The organism is Sporosarcina sp. Y1009, assembly GCF_057669865.1.
Genome location: NZ_JBYHFO010000008.1, coordinates 59598 through 82852 on the forward strand (window position 1 = coordinate 59598; position 23255 = coordinate 82852).

Annotated in this window: 23 protein-coding genes; 17 read left to right on the top strand and 6 right to left on the bottom strand. The window is 37.0% G+C overall.

What is annotated here, in order from left to right; translation table 11 throughout:
* Nucleotides 1-167: 167 nt before the first annotated feature.
* From mvk to AC25Y1_RS11625, 8 genes are all read left to right on the top strand, one after another.
* Nucleotides 168-1133 (top strand): mevalonate kinase, encoded by a 966-nt coding sequence (mvk, locus tag AC25Y1_RS11590; protein ID WP_488148152.1) that lies wholly within the window; start codon nucleotides 168-170, stop codon nucleotides 1131-1133.
* A gap of 26 nt (nucleotides 1134-1159) precedes the next feature.
* The gene (gene mvaD / locus AC25Y1_RS11595) at nucleotides 1160-2161 is read left to right on the top strand and encodes a diphosphomevalonate decarboxylase (RefSeq protein WP_488148153.1); all 1002 of its coding nucleotides are present in this window, start codon (nucleotides 1160-1162) and stop codon (nucleotides 2159-2161) included.
* Nucleotides 2162-2163: 2 nt separating this feature from the next.
* Nucleotides 2164-3279, top strand: coding sequence for a phosphomevalonate kinase (locus tag AC25Y1_RS11600; RefSeq protein WP_488148154.1), 1116 nt, complete (start codon nucleotides 2164-2166; stop codon nucleotides 3277-3279).
* 21 nt (nucleotides 3280-3300) lie between these two features.
* Nucleotides 3301-4335, top strand: coding sequence for a type 2 isopentenyl-diphosphate Delta-isomerase (fni, locus tag AC25Y1_RS11605; RefSeq protein WP_488148155.1), 1035 nt, complete (start codon nucleotides 3301-3303; stop codon nucleotides 4333-4335).
* 132 nt (nucleotides 4336-4467) lie between these two features.
* Entirely contained in the window at nucleotides 4468-4905 is a 438-nt protein-coding gene (locus AC25Y1_RS11610) for a hypothetical protein (protein ID WP_488148156.1), read from the top strand.
* Between the two features lie 201 nt (nucleotides 4906-5106).
* Entirely contained in the window at nucleotides 5107-5481 is a 375-nt protein-coding gene (locus AC25Y1_RS11615; protein ID WP_488148157.1) for a GntR family transcriptional regulator, read from the top strand.
* On the top strand, nucleotides 5478-6377 hold the full coding sequence (locus tag AC25Y1_RS11620; protein ID WP_488148158.1) for an ATP-binding cassette domain-containing protein: 900 nt from the start codon (nucleotides 5478-5480) through the stop codon (nucleotides 6375-6377). The genes AC25Y1_RS11615 and AC25Y1_RS11620 overlap by 4 nt, the downstream gene beginning before the upstream one ends.
* A complete protein-coding gene (locus AC25Y1_RS11625; protein ID WP_488148159.1) occupies nucleotides 6352-7152 on the top strand; it encodes a hypothetical protein in 801 nt (266 codons plus the stop codon). Before AC25Y1_RS11620 ends, AC25Y1_RS11625 begins: the two co-directional genes overlap by 26 nt.
* 359 nt (nucleotides 7153-7511) lie before the next feature.
* Here AC25Y1_RS11625 and AC25Y1_RS11630 read toward each other — a convergent pair whose 3' ends face one another.
* Entirely contained in the window at nucleotides 7512-9245 is a 1734-nt protein-coding gene (locus AC25Y1_RS11630) for an ABC transporter substrate-binding protein (protein WP_488148160.1), read from the bottom strand.
* 113 nt (nucleotides 9246-9358) lie between these two features.
* Here AC25Y1_RS11630 and AC25Y1_RS11635 point away from each other — a divergent pair, with 113 nt between their 5' ends.
* A complete protein-coding gene (locus tag AC25Y1_RS11635; protein ID WP_488148161.1) occupies nucleotides 9359-10585 on the top strand; it encodes an MFS transporter in 1227 nt (408 codons plus the stop codon).
* A 42-nt stretch (nucleotides 10586-10627) separates the two neighbouring features.
* On the opposite strand, the gene AC25Y1_RS11640 is transcribed toward AC25Y1_RS11635, so the two are convergent.
* From AC25Y1_RS11640 to AC25Y1_RS11650, 3 genes are read right to left on the bottom strand one after another with little or no spacing between them, the layout of a single operon-like run.
* The gene (locus tag AC25Y1_RS11640) at nucleotides 10628-10828 is read right to left on the bottom strand and encodes a cysteine-rich CWC family protein (RefSeq protein WP_488148162.1); all 201 of its coding nucleotides are present in this window, start codon (nucleotides 10826-10828) and stop codon (nucleotides 10628-10630) included.
* A gap of 23 nt (nucleotides 10829-10851) precedes the next feature.
* Nucleotides 10852-11736 (bottom strand): DUF3307 domain-containing protein, encoded by an 885-nt coding sequence (locus tag AC25Y1_RS11645; protein WP_488148163.1) that lies wholly within the window; start codon nucleotides 11734-11736, stop codon nucleotides 10852-10854.
* Between the two features lie 17 nt (nucleotides 11737-11753).
* Entirely contained in the window at nucleotides 11754-12539 is a 786-nt protein-coding gene (locus AC25Y1_RS11650; RefSeq protein ID WP_488148164.1) for a hypothetical protein, read from the bottom strand.
* Nucleotides 12540-12840: 301 nt separating this feature from the next.
* Between AC25Y1_RS11650 and AC25Y1_RS11655 the strand changes: the two genes are divergently transcribed.
* From AC25Y1_RS11655 to AC25Y1_RS11690, 8 genes are all read left to right on the top strand, one after another.
* On the top strand, nucleotides 12841-13545 hold the full coding sequence (locus tag AC25Y1_RS11655) for a hypothetical protein (protein WP_488148165.1): 705 nt from the start codon (nucleotides 12841-12843) through the stop codon (nucleotides 13543-13545).
* Between the two features lie 268 nt (nucleotides 13546-13813).
* Nucleotides 13814-14494: a response regulator transcription factor gene (locus AC25Y1_RS11660; protein ID WP_488148166.1), complete on the top strand. Its 681-nt coding sequence runs from the start codon at nucleotides 13814-13816 to the stop codon at nucleotides 14492-14494.
* A gap of 1 nt (nucleotide 14495) precedes the next feature.
* On the top strand, nucleotides 14496-15500 hold the full coding sequence (locus AC25Y1_RS11665; protein ID WP_488148244.1) for a sensor histidine kinase: 1005 nt from the start codon (nucleotides 14496-14498) through the stop codon (nucleotides 15498-15500).
* A gap of 110 nt (nucleotides 15501-15610) precedes the next feature.
* Entirely contained in the window at nucleotides 15611-16294 is a 684-nt protein-coding gene (locus tag AC25Y1_RS11670) for an ABC transporter ATP-binding protein (RefSeq protein ID WP_488148167.1), read from the top strand.
* The gene (locus AC25Y1_RS11675; protein ID WP_488148168.1) at nucleotides 16291-18867 is read left to right on the top strand and encodes an ABC transporter permease; all 2577 of its coding nucleotides are present in this window, start codon (nucleotides 16291-16293) and stop codon (nucleotides 18865-18867) included. Before AC25Y1_RS11670 ends, AC25Y1_RS11675 begins: the two co-directional genes overlap by 4 nt.
* A 208-nt stretch (nucleotides 18868-19075) precedes the next feature.
* Entirely contained in the window at nucleotides 19076-19201 is a 126-nt protein-coding gene (locus AC25Y1_RS11680) for a putative holin-like toxin (RefSeq protein ID WP_488148169.1), read from the top strand.
* A 646-nt stretch (nucleotides 19202-19847) separates the two neighbouring features.
* The gene (locus AC25Y1_RS11685; RefSeq protein WP_488148170.1) at nucleotides 19848-20003 is read left to right on the top strand and encodes a DUF1540 domain-containing protein; all 156 of its coding nucleotides are present in this window, start codon (nucleotides 19848-19850) and stop codon (nucleotides 20001-20003) included.
* Between the two features lie 153 nt (nucleotides 20004-20156).
* Nucleotides 20157-21281 carry an LAGLIDADG family homing endonuclease gene (locus AC25Y1_RS11690; protein WP_488148171.1) on the top strand — a complete coding sequence of 375 codons (1125 nt, stop codon included), beginning with the start codon at nucleotides 20157-20159 and terminating at the stop codon, nucleotides 21279-21281.
* Nucleotides 21282-21472: 191 nt separating this feature from the next.
* Here AC25Y1_RS11690 and AC25Y1_RS11695 read toward each other — a convergent pair whose 3' ends face one another.
* Together AC25Y1_RS11695 and AC25Y1_RS11700 are read right to left on the bottom strand one after the other, a co-directional pair.
* Entirely contained in the window at nucleotides 21473-21907 is a 435-nt protein-coding gene (locus AC25Y1_RS11695) for an N-acetyltransferase family protein (protein ID WP_488148172.1), read from the bottom strand.
* Between the two features lie 75 nt (nucleotides 21908-21982).
* Nucleotides 21983-23212, bottom strand: a complete 1230-nt coding sequence (locus AC25Y1_RS11700; RefSeq protein WP_488148173.1) for an MFS transporter — start codon at nucleotides 23210-23212, stop codon at nucleotides 21983-21985.
* Nucleotides 23213-23255: the final 43 nt, after the last annotated feature.

The following is a 23255-nucleotide window of genomic DNA, read 5'->3' on the forward strand; positions in this document are numbered from 1 at the left end:
TATTCTATGTATTGAAGCCTAAAGGGGTTATGATTACAGGTAGAAGAACGTAGCCGGTGCAAGTTAATTAACGTGAAGAAATTGATTAGATTCATAAAACCTATATAATAAAAGATGATGTTTTTTACTTAAAAAATATATTCGAATTTAGAAAGTGAGGTAACTCTATGGTTGCCATACCTCGTAAAACTGCAGTTGGTACTGCTCATAGTAAATTGATATTGATAGGCGAGCATGCTGTTGTATATGGTAAGCCCGCCATTGCGCTTCCATTCCCAGCTATTGAAGCACGCGCTACAATCGAAACCGTCCAAGATGCAAATACGATATTATTTGAATCACCATACTATAACGGTTCCTATCGAGAGATGCCTAACAATATGAAAGGGATCGCAATTTGTATAGATGAAGCATTAACCTGTTTGGGAGAAAGACCAAATGGCCTTAGTATCCAGTTGAGTTCAACAATTCCGCTAGGTCGAGGATTAGGTTCCAGCGCTGCAATTGCCATCGCAATTGTAAGAGGGTTATACCAATTCTTTGGACAAGTATTAAGTAACGAAAAACTGAAAGAACTTGTGCACATATCCGAGACATATGCACATGGCAATCCAAGTGGAATTGACGCTGCGGCATCTGCAAATGATTATCCGATTTGGTTCCAACATGGAGGTGAAATCACTACATTACAAATTGGTGGTCCATTTTATATAGTCGTTGCGGATACTGGCCGTATCGGAAATACATTTGGTGCTGTTAAAAGTATTAAAGACATGTACGTCCGCGATCCACTTACGACTGAACAATCAATTGATTTGATCGAAGAAAATACTGTTAAAGCTAAAAAGGCAATAATTCATGGGGATTTACATTTGCTTGGAGAAACGCTTGACATTGCCCAACGTGAGTTAACGACTCTAGGGGTTAGTGATGAACAGATAGATCACCTTGTCGCCGTTGCAAGAAGAGCTGGTGCGCTTGGCGCGAAGTTAACAGGTGGTGGACGAGGCGGATGTATACTTATACTAGCAAAAGATGACCAGCATGTTATTGAACTTGAAAAGGTGCTCCTTGCTGAAGGCGCTAGTCAAACTTGGAGTTTTCAAGTTGGAGAAAATTTGAATGATAAATAATCTTACTTTTTGAAAGGAGTGTTAACTTGGAAGCTACGGCGAAAGCACATACAAATATTGCCCTCATTAAATATTGGGGTAAACGTGATGAAGAATTGTTTTTACCGATGAATAATAGTCTTTCTATTACACTGGATCAGTTTTATACAATCACGTCTGTCCAGTTTTGTGAATGTCTAACAGCGGATAAGTTTTACTTAAATAATGAATTGGCAAATGAAGAAGAAACGAAAAAAATCAGCGGATTACTCAATCTCATTCGAAATATGTCTGGGGAAAGTAAATTTGCAGTTGTCGATTCAACGAACGAAGTACCGACGGCAGCGGGTTTTGCTTCATCAGCATCTGGTTTCGCAGCACTAGCAGCAGCCGCAACGAAAGCATTAGGTATGGATATCGACGAAAAAGGACTTTCTAAAATCGCACGTCAGGGATCAGGATCTGCATGCCGATCAATATACGGCGGTTATGTTGAATGGAATAAAGGCGTTCAAGAGGACGGGTCCGACTCTTATGCTGAACAAATATTAGAAGAACAAGAATGGGATTTATCGATATTATCTGTCCTTCTGGAACCGAAACAGAAAAAGGTTTTAAGTCGTGAAGGAATGAGAAGATCTGTTGAAACATCGCCATTTTATCAAGGTTGGTTAGACACAATTGATGAAGACTTAGCAGTGGCAAAACACGCAATAGATTTACGTGATTTCGAAATGCTTGGTGATGTTCTTGAAAGAAATGCTATGAAAATGCATGCCACAACATTAGGTGCAAATCCACCATTTATGTATTGGCAAAGCGCAACCTTTGACGTAATGGAAAAGGTACAAGAATTGAGAGAATCAGGAATTCCAGCGTATTTTACGATTGATGCAGGTCCGAATGTTAAAGTGCTCTGTCAACCCAAAGACGAAGAGTACGTACGGGAAGTATTACAAACAGTTTCTACTGTACAAGACGTGTATACATGTCATCCGGGGCCAGGAATCACTTATTTACCTCAGACTAAAAGAAAGACGTGTTGTTAAAAATGAATACCAACGTACATCATATAAAAGTGCCAGGTAAACTGATGATTGCTGGAGAATATTCTGTACTTGAACCCGATCGAAAAGCAATCGTCGTTGCTGTCAATCGATATATGAGTGCAGAAATCAAAAAAAATCACCAAAACCTTCTGTCGCTCCCACAATTAGATATAAACTTAGTTACATGGGAGATAACCGATCATGAGGTGGAATTTAGTAATTCGGATTCTAAACTGACATTTATCCGAAACGCTATCAATACGTTTAATTTATATCTAACCGAAAACTCAATTCATCTCCGCCCATTTTCCTTAACCATTACAAGTGAACTAGATGATTCTTCAGGAAAAAAATACGGCTTAGGATCTAGTGCAGCAGTCGTCGTTTCAACAATCACATCGATGTTTAAATTTTATGAATGTGAAAAAGTTAGACCGACAAAAGAGTTGATCTATAAACTTTCAGCGATTGCCCATTTCAAGACGCAAGGAAATGGTTCATGTGCAGATATTGCAGCTTCTACATATGGCGGATGGATACAATATGCCGCTTTTGAGTCGTCATGGCTTATACAGGAATTAAAAAATGAAACACCTATCCAATCAATCCTCAAAAAGTGTTGGCCGAATCTCTTTATTGAGCCAATTCACCCACCTGACAATCTTATCCTTTGTGTAGGATGGACAGGAAATGTGGCGGCAACGGCACCTATGGTTACTAAAATTAAAAATTTACGAAACAGTCGACCTGTTGAATATATAGAATTCATCGAACGAAGTGACCAAGCAGTGGATAGTATTCTCAAAAGTTTTAAAGCTAACGACAGTTCTTCTGCGATATCTAGTCTTACACAAAATCGTGAAGCGATTAAACTGTTAAGTGATTCAGCAGAAGTTAATATTGAAACACCAAAACTTAAGAAGTTAATTCAAAAAGCAAATAAGTACGGAAGTGGCAAAACATCCGGTGCAGGCGGCGGAGACTGTGGAATTGCATTTGTCCAAACAGAAATGGATGCAGAACGATTGTTTGATGAGTGGGACGCGGAAGGTATTTTACCTTTACGAGTCCAAGTATCTAAACAGGGTGCGTTAAGCCAGGATTCATTGTCTAACTAAAAAGCAAAGGGGTTCAATCAAATGACTAGTTCTATTGATAAAAGAAAATCAGAGCATATACAAATCGCATTAGAAGAAAAAGTCACAGGAAATTCAATTTCAACTGGATTTGAACGTGTCCATTTTCTCCATAATGCCTTACCTGAAATAGATTTTAAAGAAATATCTATCCAAACTAATTTTTTAGAGCACGAAATCAAAACACCATTTTTAATTAGTTCAATGACCGGCGGCGCAGAGTTTGCTGAATCGATTAACCGAAACTTAGCTGAAGCAGCAGAAGAAAGAGGTTGGGCATTGGCTTTAGGCTCAACTCGTGCATTAATAGAGAGCGAAAAGTATCGTTCCTCCTTTCAATTAAGAAAATATGCACCTTCAATTCCGATCATCGCAAATCTAGGTGCAGTGCAGTTTAATTATGGATTTGGAACGGATGAATGCAGACGAATTATCGATATGACCGAATCAAATGCCTTAGTTTTACATTTAAACAGTATTCAAGAGGTCATTCAGCCTGAAGGTAATACTAATTTCAAAAACTTATTGTTAAAGATCGAACAATTATGTCGTGAAATCGGAGTTCCTGTCGGGGTGAAAGAAGTCGGCTGGGGAATCGATGGTGCGACAGCTAAAAAATTATGTGATGTAGGTATCTCCTTTATCGATGTAGCAGGTGCAGGTGGGACTTCTTGGAGTCAAGTTGAGAAATTCCGTTCATCTATCGCAGTGAAAAGAAATGCTGCCGATGCTTTCAGTGAATGGGGCATTCCTACGGTAGACTGTATCACTTCTGTACGGGATCATATAGAAAAGCAGCCCATCGTAGCAAGTGGTGGGGTTAGAACGGGTGTAGATGCGGCTAAAGCGATTGCATTAGGCGGCGATATGGTCGGCGTAGGTCGTTCAATCTTAAAAGAAGCAACCCAGTCAATTGAAGATGTTCTGGAAGTCATGGAAACTAGAGAGTTAGAACTTCGTATGGCCATGTTTGGTATAGGAGCAGCCTCTCTCAAGGAATTACAGGAAACAGATCGTGTAAGAGTCGATTCAAAATAAAAAAACGTATGAAATCCTGGTAAAAGCCATTTTGCGCTTGTTTACCAGGATTTTTTTAGTGGAAATTTAGACTCCGTCATAATGATGCAATGGACAGGCATAAACTGGTTAGTGTTAGGTTTTCAAAATAAAATGAGAAAGGATGTCAAATTGCAACAACCAAGAGTTCTTTTAGTGTTTGGAAGTATAATCGGCACATTCATCCTAGTGTACGTGACAGCATTAATGAATCGGTTGTTAATGGGGAATTATCTAATGAACGACGGGCTTCTGGATCTAAATTACGTCTATTTAGCGTTACTTTGTGCTGTGCCGTTTGTCCTGGGAAGTCTTTTCAAGTCATCAAACCGTTTGCAGGCAATCTTATTTGCTGGTGTATTTTTTGCGGTATTATTTACAACGGTCCACTTGGCTTTTGTTTTTTACGGAGTAGATATGACTTCAGCTGTTTTAATGAGAACCTTTTACGTTCTGCCTATCAGTGCTATGTTGATGGTGTTCTCAGCATATATTGGCTGTCATATGGCGGCGGATGTTAGTAAGGAACAGGATGTATTTTTAAATAACTAACTATACCGGAACAAGATTAATAGATTAGGTTTATACGCCATTTAAGGTCATTCGATACTAAAATATCGGATGGCTTTATTTGTTCTTTTCAAACCTTAATTTCTAATAATAACAGTTGACAGCTAATCAAATAACTTATATGGTTATATACATAAGTATATAACCATGACAGTTAGAACTTAAATAAAGGTGGTGATTCTTTTGAGCAATCTTGAGCATGACAAACCAATCTATATACAAATTCGTGAAAAAATTGAAGATCAAATTGTAAACAATCAATTAAAAGAAGGAGATCAGGCACCTTCCACAAATCAACTTGTTAGTTTTTATAAAATCAATCACGCTACAGTTTCAAAAGGAGTCAATCAGTTAGTAGATGAGGGAATTCTTTACAAGAAACGGGGGATTGGAATGTTCGTTGCTGAAGGAGCGAGAAATACACTCATCCAAAAACGAAAAGACGCATTTATAGATGACTATATTGTCCAATTAGTAGTAGAGGCAGAGAAATTAGGAATTACTGAAGATGAAATAGTTAAGCACATTAAAAATGTAAAGGGAAGTGAGAAAGCATGATTATGGAAATAAACGTAACGAACCTAAGTTTGAATTATGGCAATCACGAGGCGTTGCAACAGATATCATTCCGCTGTGACGAGAAGAAAGTGTATGGACTGCTGGGTAGAAATGGTGCAGGTAAAACCTCACTACTCTCTATAATGGCTTCATTTCGTGAACAAACAGGGGGTTCTTTGACCATTGGCGGAGAAACAGTCTTTGAAAATGCGCATGCGATGCAGCACGTAATCTTTATTTACAATAAAGACTATAAGGACGAATCGGACAATGTGAAAGAAATACTAAAAGGGACTGAAAGATACCGCCCCTATTTTGATATGGAGTATGCACAACATCTAATTCGAAAATTTAAGCTGCCATTAGATAAGAAAATAAAAGATCTTTCAAATGGTATGCAATCTGCATTGAATGTCATAATCGGTTTAGCAAGTCGAGCACCTATTACCATTTTCGACGAGGCGTATCTTGGAATGGATGCCCCTACAAGGGAAATTTTCTATCAAGAATTATTAGCAGATCAAGCGAAACATCCAAGAATCATGATTATCTCAACGCATCTCGTATCTGAAATGGATTATCTCTTCGAAGAAATCCTTATATTGCATGAAGGCAAGATGATTCTTCAAGATGACTATGAGTCGGTTCTTGCGAAAGGCGCATCCATTATGGGCGAGGCAAATGACGTTGACGAATTTATTCAGTCTATGAAAGTCTTAAATGTCCAACAATTAGGTCCTATAAAATCAGCCATGGTGTACGGGGAAGTTAGTGCTACACAGCGGAAAACTGCCCAATTAAAGGGACTAGAAATCGGACCTATTTCTCTACAGGATTTGTTTATCCATTTGACAGAGGAGGGAAACGACAATGAAAGCAAAAGCGATTTATCCTAAAGTTGCTGTGGATTTGTACATCGTTCAATTAATTTGGGCCCTTAGTTTTTTAGGAATTCTTTTATTAATTCAGATTGCGAAGCCCATACTTGCTATGATTCCATTTCTTAACATGAACGACAAAATTGATATTGGAAACTATTTTGATACCGTTTTTGTATCATCGAATATCTTTATGCTCGTCATTGGCATAATCGCTATACTTGGATTTCTTCCCTACTTTGTAAGTAATGGCGTCACACGAAAAGATTATTTTAAAGGTAGTGCAATCGCAGCTGCAGGTCTTTCGATTAGTATTCCAATTGTCGCAAGTATAATCTATGCCCTTCAAAATTTTATCATGAAAATTACAAACCTTCCTATTGTAGAAAAGAGCACACTTGCAAAACAAGTGGTGGAAACAGATGACGGTTTCATTGGCGAACTGATCCAGTCAATTATAATAACGCCCTTTGTCGAGTTAGAAAGTAATTGGCTTTTGGCCATTGTCATTTTTGCTTTAAATATTTTTACGTATTATATAGTTGGCTGGTTAATCGGTTCTGGATTTTATCGTTACGGGGTACTCGTCGGGCTACTATGTATCGCACTAGCTTTTATCATCGTTTACACACAAGATTTATTGCTAAGTATTGCATTGGATTTGCCAGTCTATGGCATGTTTGCATCATTGGATTTCTCCTTATACCCAGCTATCGCAGGCGTTGTGGTTCTTGCAGGAATAACGTTATGGATCATCCGTCAATTGACAAAACGTGTACCTGTAAAAATGTGAAAATGAGTTGATGTGTAATAGTAAGGAGCTTCGTACTCTTTATAGTGTCTGGACTAAGCTATTTTATGAGGAAGGAAATGTAGAAGAGTATTTTTGGTGAAAAGGGGAGTTACCGAGAAATCCATAGGTACATTAGATACAATAAAGTGAAACTTCAATCCGTGGGGGTTTTCCTCATCCCCGAAAAGAAGAATACAGTTCAATTCTTCCTCACGGATTGTTAGTTGAACCAATCGGGCTTTTACGGGCAGTTAATGCGGGATAAAAATGGATAAACGAAATGCGAAGTTACGTCGGGAGACTCCCAACAACTTCGCATTTTTTGTTGTGCCCAAAATCACCGAGGCAAATGGATTGTCCTATTCCTTGTATTTTTTCCATACTTTCCGATAGTCAATTCTACCATTTTCGTTCAGTTTGATATTTTGATACAGACTGCTTTTAGGCTCGTAGACTTTATGGGAACGGTGATTTAAAAATAATATTAAACAGCTATTGGTAAGGAAACGCTCGATTTCAAAATAGATTTCCCACTGTGTAGCCGAGCAATCACTTTGTTTAATTTGAAGGATGCGTTGGTCGATAAATCGTCTCATCTCATCAGTAGCAAAGGGGGATATATTTAATGCAGTCGATTGAATTGCTAAAATGGCGGAGAGTAATTTATTCTCACCTAGCGCAATACCACCGACAAATAAATCATAATCTTGAAAAGTAGAAGGACTAACTTCGTTAATATCGATAATATGTATTGTTGAAAGAATATTATGAGCAGCCAATTGTTCTTGTAAAACGAGTGCCTCTCTTTTATGATTGGCACCAGGTCTAATTTGTTGTACGGCTATTTTGATTTCGAAATTTAAATCCATAATTTCGCGTTTCGTTTCAATTTTATTATGCTCTTTTAATTCTTTAGATTTTGCTGTTAAAAAACTATGAGCAACGACCTCATTACCTTGCTCCAAGCAAAAGAATTCAGGGTTAATCATGCTCAAAAGTTGTTGTCGAACTTCTTTATTCGTAAAGGGGCCTTTTTTTCGACAATTAATCGAAATATAACCGCTACCTTCTTCGTTTACGGACTTTTCGCACCAAGAATCATCGGGTGATTGGAGAAGTAAAGGATGCTTTTTGCCATCATGAAAAGCAGCAGGTGTTTTTATGATTTCCACACGATCTAGCCAAGGTCTATTCCGGTAGTACTGGTCGAATACATCCAGTCTAATCATTTCTTTGTCATGACGTGCCAAAAGGAAAGGACCTGTACCAATAGGGTGCACCTTAAAGGAATCCTCTTTGCCTATAACTTCTTCCAAAGGAACAATTGAAAACTTATTATTACCTAAACTATTTGGAAATAAATAATTTACTTCAGTCAAATGAAAAACAGCCATGTATTTTGATGGGATTTCTATTTGTTTAATGTTTTTAGTTATCGGGTCATTTTCGGGAAATCTTTCAAATGTATTTTTTACATCTTCACTTGTCAATTCTCTTCCATTGTGAAATTTCACTCCTTTTCGCAAATAGAACACCCACTTTTGCCCCTTTATATTTTCCCAATGATAGGCAATTCTCGGAAGTAGTTTATCAGCAGTGGAATCGTATTCTACTAATTTATCAAACACTTGCTGAACAATATGAGCATCGTGACGCGACATTATGTAAAGCGGATCTAAAATGAGTCTAGTTTCATAAAAGGGATATCTCAATAAATCGATAGACTTGTCATCCTCTTCTTCAACTAACCCAAGAGATTCTTCAAACCATTTCTGGAATTTGTTTTGGTTAGTTGATCCAAGTAATTGAGCGCACTCGAATCCACTTTGATAATGGCTCTTTTCCACCAGATGTTTTGCTTGGAGAAATATCACTTCTTCATGTGAGAATTGCACAGTAATCTTCGGCTTTATTCCTCGGCCTTGTTTTGTATGCCACTTAATGAATTGTTCATCGTGAAAGTAAGCAACAATTGTTTTAACATGCCGATCTGAACAGCAAAGCAAACTTGTCAATTGTGCAACTGAAGTTTCTGTTTCCACGTTTTTTCTGAAGTGACTGGCAAGTACTTTTAAATGCTCGATATATTTCATAGTGATCCTCCTCTTAAAAGGTGAAGTCATATTTTATTACTCATCACTTTTTGTTCATCTATATGTATCTTATAGTCAATCAATAGGGAATAGCAAATACGAGGAGGATGAAAATGACTACACAACAATCGGCATTATTAAAAAAGCCTTCTTTTTGGCATAATCGAAACTTCATGCTGTTATGGAGCGGTTCTCTCATATCTAACTTTGGGTACCAAATGTATATTATCGCAGTTCCATTATTGATTTACGATTTAAGTCGTTCAGCTTTAGCGATGAGTACGATGAGGGCAATCGAATTTCTACCCAATATTTTTATTGGTATCCTAGCAGGTGTATTTGTAGATCGATTTAACAGAAAACGAATGATGCAGTGGACGAGCGGAATTCGGGTTGCTTCAATGGTGGGAATCGTTCTTTTACTTTCTTCAGATGAATTGTCACTTTGGAGCCTATATGTATTTGGATTTATATTATCTTTGGCTTCCTATACTTTTGGTAATGCGCATCATGCAGTACTTCCACAGATTGTGAGTAAAGAAGAATTGACTTCCGCAAATGCAAAGCTATCTTTTATCAATACTTTGATTCAAACAGTTGGACCAGGATTGGCTGGAACTTTTCTTATCATCTATTCGTATACGACGACATTAACAATATATATGGCAAGTCTATTAGTATTATTGTTAAGTGTTTCATTACTTAGGTTACCTGTTATTGAGAGAAAAACGCAGAAGAATAAATCCTTTAAAGAAGACATTAAAGAGGGCATAGAGGCGCTATTTAAAAATAAGATTCTTTTAACACCCACGATAACAGTTATATTCATGAATTTTGCTTCAAGTTTGGTGATTGGCGTTCTTGTTTTCTTTGTGAAAGATCAACTCGGGGCGACAGCTTCGCAAGTGGGCTTTATGTTTTCCATATCGGCAATCGGCGGTTTTATAGGCGCTTTAGTTGTGAGCCGTATCCGAAAGAAGTTTGGTAGAGGGAATATATATACCTATTGCATACTAATCGATGCAATCGGCATGGCTTTGTTAATTTTTGCGTCTACGTGGTGGGCAATCGGTATTGCTTTAGCGATTCGAACATTTTCTACTACTATGCTAAATATTGTTTACTTTACAATCAGACAGGAATTCACTCCGAACCATTTACTTGGCCGTGTCGCGGGAACATCATCTATGTTAATGAAGTTGACATTACCAGCAGGTTTGTTTTTGTCTGGCCTATGGGCGGAATGGTTTTCAATTAGAATTTTATTTATCCTGTCTACTGTCATTATCGTGATTTTATTTGTGCGATTACTTCCTCATTCATTCAGGAAGTTACAATAAATCGAAGGGGATGCGTTACTCAGCCCCCTTGTAAATAGTTAATCAGCGCGTAAATTTTGCTATACATTTTTTACAAATACATGTTTTTCCTAATTGATTGGTCGGAAGCAAATCGAAAATCTCTTTCGGGAAGCGCTCTTTACTACACCAGCAGGCACTTATTGACTGATTTTGGGCATTGCAGCAGTTATTATTTTTATGGCAGATAGGACAATGCTCATGTTTATCAATATTTGCAGACAAATTAGCTCACCTCTCCTACATCGTTACATGATGATTTGTTTTGCCAATAAACCGAGCGTTAGCCCTAATAATATGGAAGCGAGTGTCCCCAATAAAAAGTACTCCGCCCAATTACGATCATCTAATTGTTTAAAACGTGCAATCGATTTTGCCGCGATAATAAACGCGATAGACGGGTATGCGCCTACAATCGTTAATGAGATCACTAATAATCGTTCTATATAGCCAATCAGCTTTCCGCGTGAAGGCGTAGGATTTGAATAGGTGAGGTAATGGTATTGCTCCGTGAAATCACTTTGAGTTGTAGGCTGATTGCTAGGTTTTGTTTCTGATAATTTATTGTTAAGCGTAAATTGTCCTTCGAAATTTGCAAATTCTGATGGCAATGAACCTACTAATAGTTTAACAATATGTCCACTTACACTTGTAGCCAAAATAAAAAGAACGACGATTAAAATAAACGTGTTGACTACGCCAAAACTGCTCGTCACATGATCCCCACTGAACAACTGTAGTAGGTTAGTCATCATCGTCGTTGCTTTCATATGAAAGAAAATAATACAGGTGATGAGTAACATCGCTATATGCAGTATTTGGTCTCCTAAGAAAAACCACAACTTTTTTAAACTGTTGCTTTCTGTAATTTTGATAGTGTCGAGAAGTTTTAATTTGAGCAGATCAATCACATAGTGCAACGCGACAATAAAGGCTAAAGGGAGTAGGAGATAGCTGAACATATTCGTAAAGTGATCATGATAGCCCCAGATGATTATAAGTGATAGCCCTGTTGTGATTAGGTGATGAAGCATATGCTTTTTCAAATTCTTCATCTTGTTTTTCACCATTACATCTGTTTGCAGCCAAAAGTCAGCAATTAAATGGGCAAGAAGCAGTAATAATATAATCATCGTTTCTTCCTCCATTTCTATATGATTGGAAAATAGTCATCAAGTTGATCGCGCACATTCCGCTTGATGTTATTTTGCAGCTGATTATTGATTATTTGTTGGTTACGCTCGCCTTCGGGTTGCAACGAATTCAGTACCTTTACTACTTCAGTAAAAGCATTAATAATATGTTCACATTTACCTTTTTTCATATGACTTGAAACAGTGGATGCAGATCTTCCAACATAGTGGCTTACTTTATTTTGTTGGTTAAGTATTAGAAATAATGAACAGACAAGCGACTGAATATCTGTTTGTTCGTTTATTTGATCTTGTTGGAGTTTTAAAATGGTATTCAGTAATGTTTCAAATTGACTTCTAAATAAGTGGTAACCTTTTAGTGATTGATTGCTCGAAAAATCGTCTAACTCAAAGTTGAACCCCGCTCTATTTTGCTCTTGTTGTTTCAAAATGTCATTGGCATATCTTGCTTGCTTCATCAAAGGATGAATCCATGTTTCGATATTCAGGGTACTAACATCATCCTGAATGTCACCAAACGAAAGCCCAAAATAGGGTTTATGCGCTTTAAATGGCCATATTCGGCTAATATAAAAGGCCAGTGTATAAGCTGTTGCATAGCCACTACTAACAACTACAATCTCATCACCAGAACGATGGATTACTTGAGTTGGTGCGATATCCTTCGTCCAGATGGATATGCTTTTTTCTAAGTGATGAAGATAATGACTTAATTCGCCGCCCATATCTTCAACTGAAGAATTACTAACATCCATTATAAAAACAGAAACTGGATAAGTCATAGCAGACTCCTTTCAACTAGATTTTAATATATAATCGCCTATAAAATTCGTCTATATAATAGAATATACCAGTAGTTCGATTATATAGTCAAACTTTATGGAAGTTTGTTCATTTAGGCTTATTATCATTTCTTGTAGCATGTTTAGGGGCAATGCTGAAAGATAATTAAGGTATTTCAAAAGAGAGACAAGAAATTTGATGAGTTTTAGTCCTTTTCAAAATTGTAGAACGTAAAGTTCCGTGATTTAGTCGAACTTATTGGAAGTTTATCTACTTAGGCTTACTTGTATAGTTGCTTAAATGCTGTATATTAACTGTAAGGGTATTAGGGTCCGTGATGCTGTAAATGACAATATTTCAGATGCATTTAACAATGAGCAGACTATCTCCGCTAAACGTATTAATAAATGTATTGGTGTTCAAATAAATATTCCACGGGAAGGGGAAGATGCTCCGATGAAAAAAAAAGAATCATCGTCTAAAAAAAACATATTAATAGGCATTTCCCTAGTGATTGTATTAATTCTTTTCAATGAATTAATTTGGAACAAATATATTGTCAATCCAACAGATTGGGACGCGTTGAAGGAAGAACCTGGTAGGCCTGCGATTGGGAGTCAGATTAATAGCGATAATATGATGGCAATTTTACAACCTGGAAAGGGTTTTCACGTTTACTTAGTGGCAAAAGGATTTTGGGGTTGGAAGATTAATGATGAAATTGCTATACCTAATGATAGAAACAGCGAACCGTTTACTGCTGAAAAACAATCATTGAAATTGAAAGGAAAAAAGGAGATAGATGTTATTCTCATCGTGAGCCGCGATAAAGAAATTGATGGTTTTATCGTTTATGATGATAGTGGTGAAGAGTACCATCTTAATAGGGTGGTCAATAAAGAAGGACAGATAGATTTGTATTATATCCATAGTGAAAAAAAGATTACCGGTGATCTTACTTATGAAGCATATTCAGCTAACGATCAGTTGTTGTATAAAGAATAAAACGTCAGATTTCATCCATCAGTTGCAGGAAGTATTTCTTTGACATAGCGAAGTACACCGAATTTTATGCTCAGCTCGTTTCGACTGACACATTAACGGTTTTCGAGTTTTCAGCAATTTATCGAGGGAGAAAATCTACTCAATTATAATCGGTTGTTCGATGCACTAACATCGGACAACTTTTTTATTCTATTCAAGTTTCACTGGTTTTGAACTATGATGGAATGAATAGACAATCTATATATTATTAAATTAGGAGGATGCCCCTTTGAAAATATTACTTGTAGAAGATGATAAGACAATCGCATCCGGACTTGAGTACTCACTGCAACAAGAACAATATTCAACAGTTCTTTGTTATGATATTGCGTCTGCAAAAAAGATAGTAGCAGAAGACCTAGATCAATTTGCTTTATGTTTGTTTGATTTATCTCTGCCAGATGGAAGTGGCTATGAATTATGTGACATTGTTAAAGCGCGCAGTGATATTCCGGTCATATTTCTAACCGCGATTGATGATGAGGTCAATGTTGTGATGGGTCTAGACATGGGAGCCGATGATTATATCACAAAACCATTTCGCATTCGGGAACTTCTATCAAGAATTAACTCGGTGTTAAGACGGTATCAAAAGCAGTCCCAAGCCAATGTAATTGTCATAGATAATATCCATATTAATACGCTAGAAGGAAAGGTTTATAAAAATGATGTTGAAATTACACTAACCGCACTAGAATATCGATTACTGCTCATATTTGCGAATCATCTCGGACAGGTTCTTTCAAGAAGTCAGCTGTTGGAACAGATTTGGGATGTGGCGGGAGATTTTGTGAATGACAATACGTTAACGGTATACATAAAAAGATTACGAGAAAAGCTAGAAGATAACCCGAAAAAACCTGCAATTATCAAAACAATACGTGGTTTGGGCTATAAGGTCGGTGACTAACATGTTCCGTAATCGTGAAATCCAAATTATATTACTGATTATGTGTGCAGTTAGCTTAATGGCAATTATAGCGGCAACATTTATTTCATTCATAGCAGCAATACTTACTTTCATCACTTGCGTTTTATTAATAGGCTGCTGCTTAGTATTTACATATTGGAGATACCGTGAAATTGAGAAGCTATCAACCTATCTACGACAAATTAGTGGCGGCGATTATTCACTTGATGTCCGGGATAATTATGAAGGTGAACTTAGCATATTGAAAAGCGACATTTACAAGGTAACCTTGATGTTGTCAGAGCAAAGTTCTCTTTTACAACAGGACAAAACCCAGCTCACTGATGCCATTTCTGATATATCCCACCAACTTAAAACGCCAATTACTTCTATGACGGTAATGGCAGATTTATTAAGTGATGCTGTATTACCCGTCGTAAAGAGAAGGGAATTTACTCATAATATTCGCATTCAGCTTGAACGAATTGATTGGCTTGTTTCTTCTTTATTAAAACTTTCAAAAATTGATGCGGGTACAGTTCAATTCAAACAAGATGAAATAGTGGTGAAAAATCTTATAGAAAAGGCGCTAGAAGCAGTTCTGATCCCAATGGACATAAAGGGACAAACTGTTTCTTTGAAAGGGGAAGAGGCAGCCACATTTCTTGGCGACATGAATTGGACAGTCGAGGCACTCATAAATATTTTAAAAAATTGTGTGGAACATACTGCTGAAGGCGGAGTCATTACAATAACCTATGCAGAGAACGCACTCTATACCGAAATCTTAATTGCTGATAATGGAAAAGGAATTTCAATGGAAGATCTAGCGCACCTATTTAAGCGATTTTATAAAGGCAAGAACGCAAGTGATGACAGCATCGGGATTGGACTTGCGATGGCTTACAGCATCATTACAGGCCAGCACGGAGACATTGAAGTGACAAGTGATGAAGGGAAAGGAACTAAGTTTCGAATTAAGTTTTACAAACAACTTCAAAAGTGACCTGGATCACTTTTGAAGTTCAAAGTGACTTAACTGTCACTTTACAGTCACCGGAAAGTCATTTTAGGCAGATATACTGAATTTATCAGTATAAATATGGAGGTTTTACAATGGAAATTTTAAAAATCGAAAATCTGTCTAAAGTGTACGGAAAAGGTGAAACAGCTGTTACAGCACTTGACGATGTTTCATTTTCGGTGAAGAAAGGGGAGTTCGTCGCAATTATTGGTCCGTCCGGTTCTGGGAAATCAACACTATTACACATGCTTGGCGGTGTAGATAGACCGACAAGTGGGCGTGTGCTCATTGATCATACAGACATTTATAACTTAAATGAAACACAGCTCGCAATCTTTAGACGTCGCCAAATCGGCTTGATTTATCAATTTTACAATCTAATACCTGTATTAACAGTTGAAGAGAATATTACACTCCCCATTTTGTTAGACGGCTATAAAGTGGATAAGAGTCAACTTAAAAACATTGTCCAAACATTAGGGTTACAAGAAAGACTCCATCACCTACCAAATCAACTTTCTGGCGGGCAGCAACAAAGAGTTTCAATTGGTCTGGCGTTAATTAGTAATCCTGCGCTTGTATTGGCAGATGAGCCAACAGGGAATTTAGATAGTGAGAACAGTAAGGAAATTATTGATCTATTAAAAATGTTTAATAAAACGTATAACCAGACGCTTATCGTTATTACGCATGATGAACGAATTGCACTGCAAGCAGATCGAATCATTACGATTAAAGATGGAAGGGTTGCCAAAGACGAGGTGATTCGGCCATGAACATCATTAATAAATTAACGCTGAGGCATTTGAAACAAAATAAGCGCAGAACATTAGTAACGGTTATCGGAGTCATTATTTCAGTTGCTATGCTGACAGCTGTTGCAACACTTGCTGTTTCTTTTATGTCGTTATTGCAAAAACAGGAGATTGCGAATGAAGGGGAATGGCATGTCCTTTATAAAGATGTGAATGAAGAGCAGCTCATGAAAATTCAAGCTGATAAAAATACGAAGTCGGTTGTTCTTTCAAGAGATGTAGGTTATGCAAATTTGGAAGGCAGTGAAAATGCTTATAAACCGTATTTATTTTTAAAGGAATATAATGATGCCGGATTCAAGCATTTCCCGATTAATTTAATAGAGGGGAAAATGCCAACAAATGAAAATGAACTAGTTATCTCAGCGCATATTGCAACAAATGGCAAAGTCGACTATGAAATTGGGGATATCGTAACACTTGATGTGGGTGAACGGACGGTGACGACAGATGATTCCGCACTGGGCCAAACTAGGCCGCTAAGGACAACTGAAAAAAACGACAACGTGGAGACACTAATAAACATGGAAGCTAGGTCGTTCACGATTGTTGGTGTTATTGAACGTCCTACATGGGAGCCGACGATAGCTCCAGGGTATACGGTGTTGTCCTATTTACCTAATGATAGTTTTGCTAGAGATGAGACCATCCATGCATCGGTCGTCTGGAACAAAGTTAATCGTTCTGCCGTAAAAGAAGCAGAACAACTTGGGGATAACTTGAAGATTAATGAGTATTCCTATCATAATAGTTTATTGCGTTTCTATGGTGTCATTAGCAATGACAGTTTAAGAAAAACCTTATTTTCTTTAGCAGGAATCATCATGAGTGTTGTTATTGTCGGTTCGGTTTCACTCATCTATAATGCGTTTGCGATATCGGTTTCTGAACGTTCTAGGCACTTGGGAATGTTATCGAGTGTTGGAGCTACGAAAAGTCAAAAGCGGAATTCAGTGTTCTTTGAAGGGCTTGTCATTGGGATTATAAGTATTCCACTAGGTATTATGAGTGGTCTAGTAGGGATGGCCATTACCTTCTATTTTATTAATTCACTTATTCAGGACTCGCTCGGTGTAACGGAAAAGTTAACGGTAATAGTCACACCTCTATCTATTATTGTCGCTTGCGGAGTTTCATTGCTCACAATCTTTATTTCAACATATATCCCAGCGAAAAGGGCTTCTAAAGTATCGGCAATTGATGCAATTAGACAAACGATGGATGTGAAAATGACAGGTAAAAATGTAAAAACATCAAAAGTTGTCCGGAAAGTATTTGGGATTGAAGCTGAATTTGGCTTGAAAAATTTAAAAAGAAACAAGCGCAGATATTCAGCAATTGTATTTTCCTTAGTCATTAGTATTATTTTGTTTTTGACTGTTTCCTTTTTTACAGATCAAATTAAACAATCAACGGAATATGTACAAAGCGATTTAAATTATGATATTGAGATTGCATCATTTGTGCCCCATAGTACAGATCATGCATTTGGCGACTCATTCATTAGCTCGATCGCTTCGCTTGATGAGGTGAAAGCATCTAGCTTTATGCAGGAGTTCAATTTAGAAACAATAATGAATGAAAATCAGATTCCTGATGAATTAAAAGAGTTCTCCGAGAACGGAAAATTTAACGCATCTATCTCGCTATATGTCTTAGGGGAAAAAAGATTACGGGACTATGCCGAAGAGATTGAGGCAAATTATAAAGACCTAGCAGAAGTGGGTAAAATGACTGGTATTATTGTAAATAAGGCTCTACCTATCAGTGAAAAACGCGGGAAGACAGTAGCAGTTCATATGAATGCCGGGGAATCACTTGAAGTCTCGTATAATGATTATTATGGAGAAAAAAATATAAAGTTAGGTAATTTAGAAGTTGTTGCCTTGACCGATAAACGGCCGCTGGGCGTCAGTACGGGATATCAAGGCGGAATAACGATGATTGTTTCAGAGGAGACATTTGCACAACTCAATAAAGATAATCAAATTACAGAAGCTAGATATGCATTGTACCTAACAAGTTCAGATCCATTAGCAATACATGAAAAAATAGAGAAATTAAAGGATGGCACTATGCACATATACAATCATCATAAAATAAGACAAGAGGAGAAACAGCTGGTATTACTCCTATCCGTGTTTACGTACGGATTTATTGCTTTGATTACGGCGGTTTCCGTTGCGAATATATTCAATACGATATCTACGAGCATATCGCTTAGAAAACGTGAATTTGCGATGCTTAAATCAGTAGGCATGACACCTAAAGGTTTTAATAAGATGATTAATTATGAAAGTATCTTTTATGGCATCAAGTCATTGTTATATGGATTGCCAATTAGTATTGGGGTCATGTACTTGATTTACAATGCGATGTCAGGATCTTTTGATTACCCATTTAGGTTGCCATGGTTAAGTATTCTTTATACGATTATCGCTGTATTTATCATCGTAGGTTCAGCCATGCTTTACTCCGGTTCAAAAGTGAAGAAGGAAAATATTATTGATGCATTGAAGCAGGAGAGTATTTAATATTGTAGGAGCCTTTAAGGAAAAACTGGGTGTGAAGTGTGCAATGAGTTAAAAAAAGAAAAACTATGAATTTCCCTATAACAAATAGAACTCAGGAACGTACGTGTGGTATAATGGAAACGTAATAGAATAGGTTTTCAAAGGTGGTCAGCATCCTGTTTACTGTTCCGATCAGTGTGTATTATCTGGCGGAAAGGGGGTGCTGCAAGTGACTACATTTCAATCGCTTGTAATCATGATTAGCTTTTCTTCGCTAATCGTTTCTGTGATTGCTCTAGCGTTAAAAGCGAACCTTCAATCAGCGGGGGGTTTTTCCCCGCTGATTGTTAGTTGAGCCATTCGGGCTTTTACGGGCAGTTTGATCCACTGCTAATGTTTTTGAAGCAGGGATTTTACTGCCCGTTAAAGCGGGATAGAATGTCACAAAAGAAATAATCCACCCTTGAGTTTGACGACCCAGGTGGATTATTCATCAGGCGATGCTGACTCCCTTTAAAGGGAACCCGCTATTACACTGGCCGTTTCGATGTTAACGCATCGGGACGGTCTTTTTTATTCTATTCATTCTATATATTAATTATACGTGCGAATCACATCTCTGACAACTGTTTTATCTTATTTGCATTTTGGATTGAGTATTGCTTCGTTGGTTATCGTTGATATAATTGTATTAATACTTTGAACGTAGCGACTTATGGAGTGATTTAGAAAGTGTTAATTCAAGTGAAAAGCAAGCGTGCAGCACAGGGGACGAATGCCAACGTCAGTGATATCGGCGGGACACCTACTAGTGAATGCGGAGCAATCCTAAATTGAAGTTGGAATGATATGGACTTTAGTTTTTGTTATTGATCTCATATATTCCTGGTCATTCACCATTTTTCCGGGTAAACAGAAGAAATAATGTTGATGATTATAGTTCAGTATCATGTATTGATCCATACCTCCTGACTCATCATAACAGCAAGGAGGTGGAGCACATGGCACAAGAAATTTTATGTGAAGTGAATAACTGTAAATATTGGAGCAACGGGAACAGATGTAGTGCAAAATCTATTTATGTTGTCAGCCAAAAAGGGAAACAGGCCAAAAGCAGTGAAGAAACGGATTGTAAAACATTTGTGCCGAGAGACTAAATAAGTTAAAGAAAGAACCCGAAGAGAAGCTTTATAGCATTCTCTTTGGGTTCTTTTTCTTTCGCTATATTCTTGCAACTAGAAACATTTGTTCGTATAATATATATAAGGCGATTGATTAAGGAGGGGAAAGGTTTGGCGAGAAATCCAGGTATGACTGATGAAATGATTATCCAAATGTACAAAAGCGAGACGTCGTTTAAAAAATTGGCTCCAATCATCGGTATTTCTGATCGTGCTATACGGAATGTGATGTATAAACATGGAATTCAAATGAATAGGGAACGATATTCAGGACAACCCCGAAAAAATAAAGTAAATGAGGACTTTTTTAAAATTTGGTCGCATGAAATGGCTTGGGTATTGGGCTTATTTGTTACAGACGGTTGTGTTAATAAAAAAATACACAGTATTTCTTTTTCTCAAAAAGATGAACGAATCCTACGATTAATCGCAACGTACATGGATGCAGATTATGTTTTAGCCCCCACGGGACCAACAAGAACTACTGCAACACTACTTATTAATTCAAAAATTATTAAAGAAGATCTTGCAGCATTGGGAATTGTCGCTAATAAATCATTATCTGTGCCTTTTCCAAACGTTCCTGAAGAGTTTTTATCATCATTTGTAAGAGGAGTTATTGATGGGGATGGTTGGGTAGGAAGAGAAGGTTATGAAATGAATGTAACATCAGCGAGCTTAGGATTTGCAAAAGGACTTTTATCCGTATTACTTTCCTGGAGATTAAAAGCAAAAATCACTTCCTTAACAGGTAAAACCGGTACTTCCATTTATCGTATATGGGTAAGTGGAAAGTCTGAACTTCCCAAACTCGCTGATTTGATCTACGCCAATGCAAATTCTGATGATTTTCATATATATAAAAGAGTGTATATCACCCAGCATTCAAGCAAACCTTATTATCTTGAAGATGAAAGTGGTTTACCAAAGTGGAACCGAGAAAATGGCAAATTAATTCACCGGATAATTAGTTCAAGAAAGTCATTTAGAACAAATATCAGTAAATCACTATTAGAATCTTTAAAAATAATTGCAGACGAAAAGAATACTCGGATTAATTATTTACTTGAAAGTGGATTGGAAAAAGTTTTAAAGCAAGGATTTATCTCATTCGATAAATCCAAGAGACCTATAGATCGCATTCAATACAAAACAACGTATGATGATAAATTATTAGAGGAAGTTAAGTTGTTTGCCAAGAAAAATAATATGTATATCAATGATTTGATTGAATATAGCGCGGAGTTTATTTGAAATTAAGGAAAACCATAATGGTTAGAAGGGGCTTATATAAAAGAGGTCCCTTTTCTATTTTTCATTTTTAGGTTGACATAATATAAATTATCGGAAGCTATGTTTCATCTTAAAGTATACTCTTGATAGTGAGATAAAATGAAAAAAATACATATATTATGATATTTAGTTAAAATACACATTTATGAAATTCAGCTGAATTTCATTACAAATCCTGTACTTTTAGCCGAAAATCCATTATCTAAATAAAACTTATGAGCAGCTTCACGATTTATCCGGTTTCCACTGTTTAAGACAAGCGTATTTCCATCCCGATCACTAATGATTTCTTTAGCTCTTTCAATTAGTTTTTTACCAATGCCATTCTTTCTGTATTGCTTATTTACTACTAAACACACAATTCTTCCATAACAACCGCTAAATTCATATGCCATACCTATGTGTAGACCTAATAATCCTACAACTTCATTGTTTAATTCTGCAACAATTGTGTGATAATCGGGATTATTTGCGAACTCTAATAATCTGTTTTCCATCTCACTAACAGCCGTTTCATAACCTAATTCTGCCATAAGATCCGTTACATCAACCAGATCTGTTTCATTAACATTTCGAATTAACATCATTCTGTCCTCCTATTCAACCATTAAACCTTTAAATTTATATAACAAACAATTTATTATAAGAAAAACCGCAAAAAGTTAAATGCTTTCTGCGGTAGTTAGCTTAGGTTCTTGTTCTTCCAGCACGATATTTCTTCTTTTCATTTGAACAAAAAATATGGCTGTCAAACTTAGACTAATCATGCCGAATGCAATCACCATAAATTGCAAGCCGATTATATCGAGAAATGCGCCAGCTGTTAACAAAACTACCTGGAATATAACACGTTCTAACATATTTCGAAACGAAAAAAATCGCCCATGATAGGCTTTTGGCATTTGTTTTTGGAAAATAACCATTGCTGTTGGAAAAAAACACCCTAGAGCGAAACCTAATACTGCAAATGCTGATAAGGTTATAAAAGTACTTTCTACAAAGAAAAGCATAAATTCTGCAACGGCGACCATTGTTGCAAAGAAAAATAAAATAGTCGTCGTTCGCCATTTTTTTGAAATATATTTCACTGCAATGGCCCCAACCATAAATGCGATTCCCTCAAATGTATAAACAAGACCTTTAATAGCTGCTGAATCTTGTATTTCACTAATATTAATAACGATTAAATTGAATGATCCGATGAATAGTAATGGAATTAACGTCATAATCAAAGTCATACCCACCGCTGGATAGGCTTTTAATACAGGGAAAACCTCCATAAACCCACCTGATTTTCTCGAAGCTGTTTTTACCTTGGCTTCCCTTCCCTCTTGCTCATCTATACGCAGCATCATCGTAAATATCAGTAGTGCTCCGTATCCAATCATCGAAATCCAGTACAAGGAATTGAGAGACCAGTAGACCAACATTATACCCGCAAGTGCTGTGCCGATGATGCGTGAAATCGTCGCAACATTCATATGCAAACCATTCATCGTTAATAATTGCTCGTCTTTAACGACGAGTGGAATCGTTGCCTGTAATGCCGGAAAATAAAACGTAGCTGACAATTGGATACTAATCATAAATGCAACCATCCACCAAATAGATCCAGTACCCAGAGCGATGAGCATGAATATTACGCTTAGCATTCGTCCAAGCCCAGAAATAAGAAGTACTGTTTTTTTCTTGGATTGATCAATCACTCGCCCCGCAATTGGTCCAGCGACTAAGCCGGCCAGTAGACCGGTAGACATGATTAATGCTTTCAGAAAGTCTGAAGGTACTTTTTCTTGCATGAATTCAAGATTACCAATAATTCCAGTCCACAAACCCAAACCAGCAATCATTTCACCACTCAGTATTATCCAAACATTCCGATTTCTCCACATAAACAATCCCCGTTCTTATTATAATCATGTACGCTAGGATAGT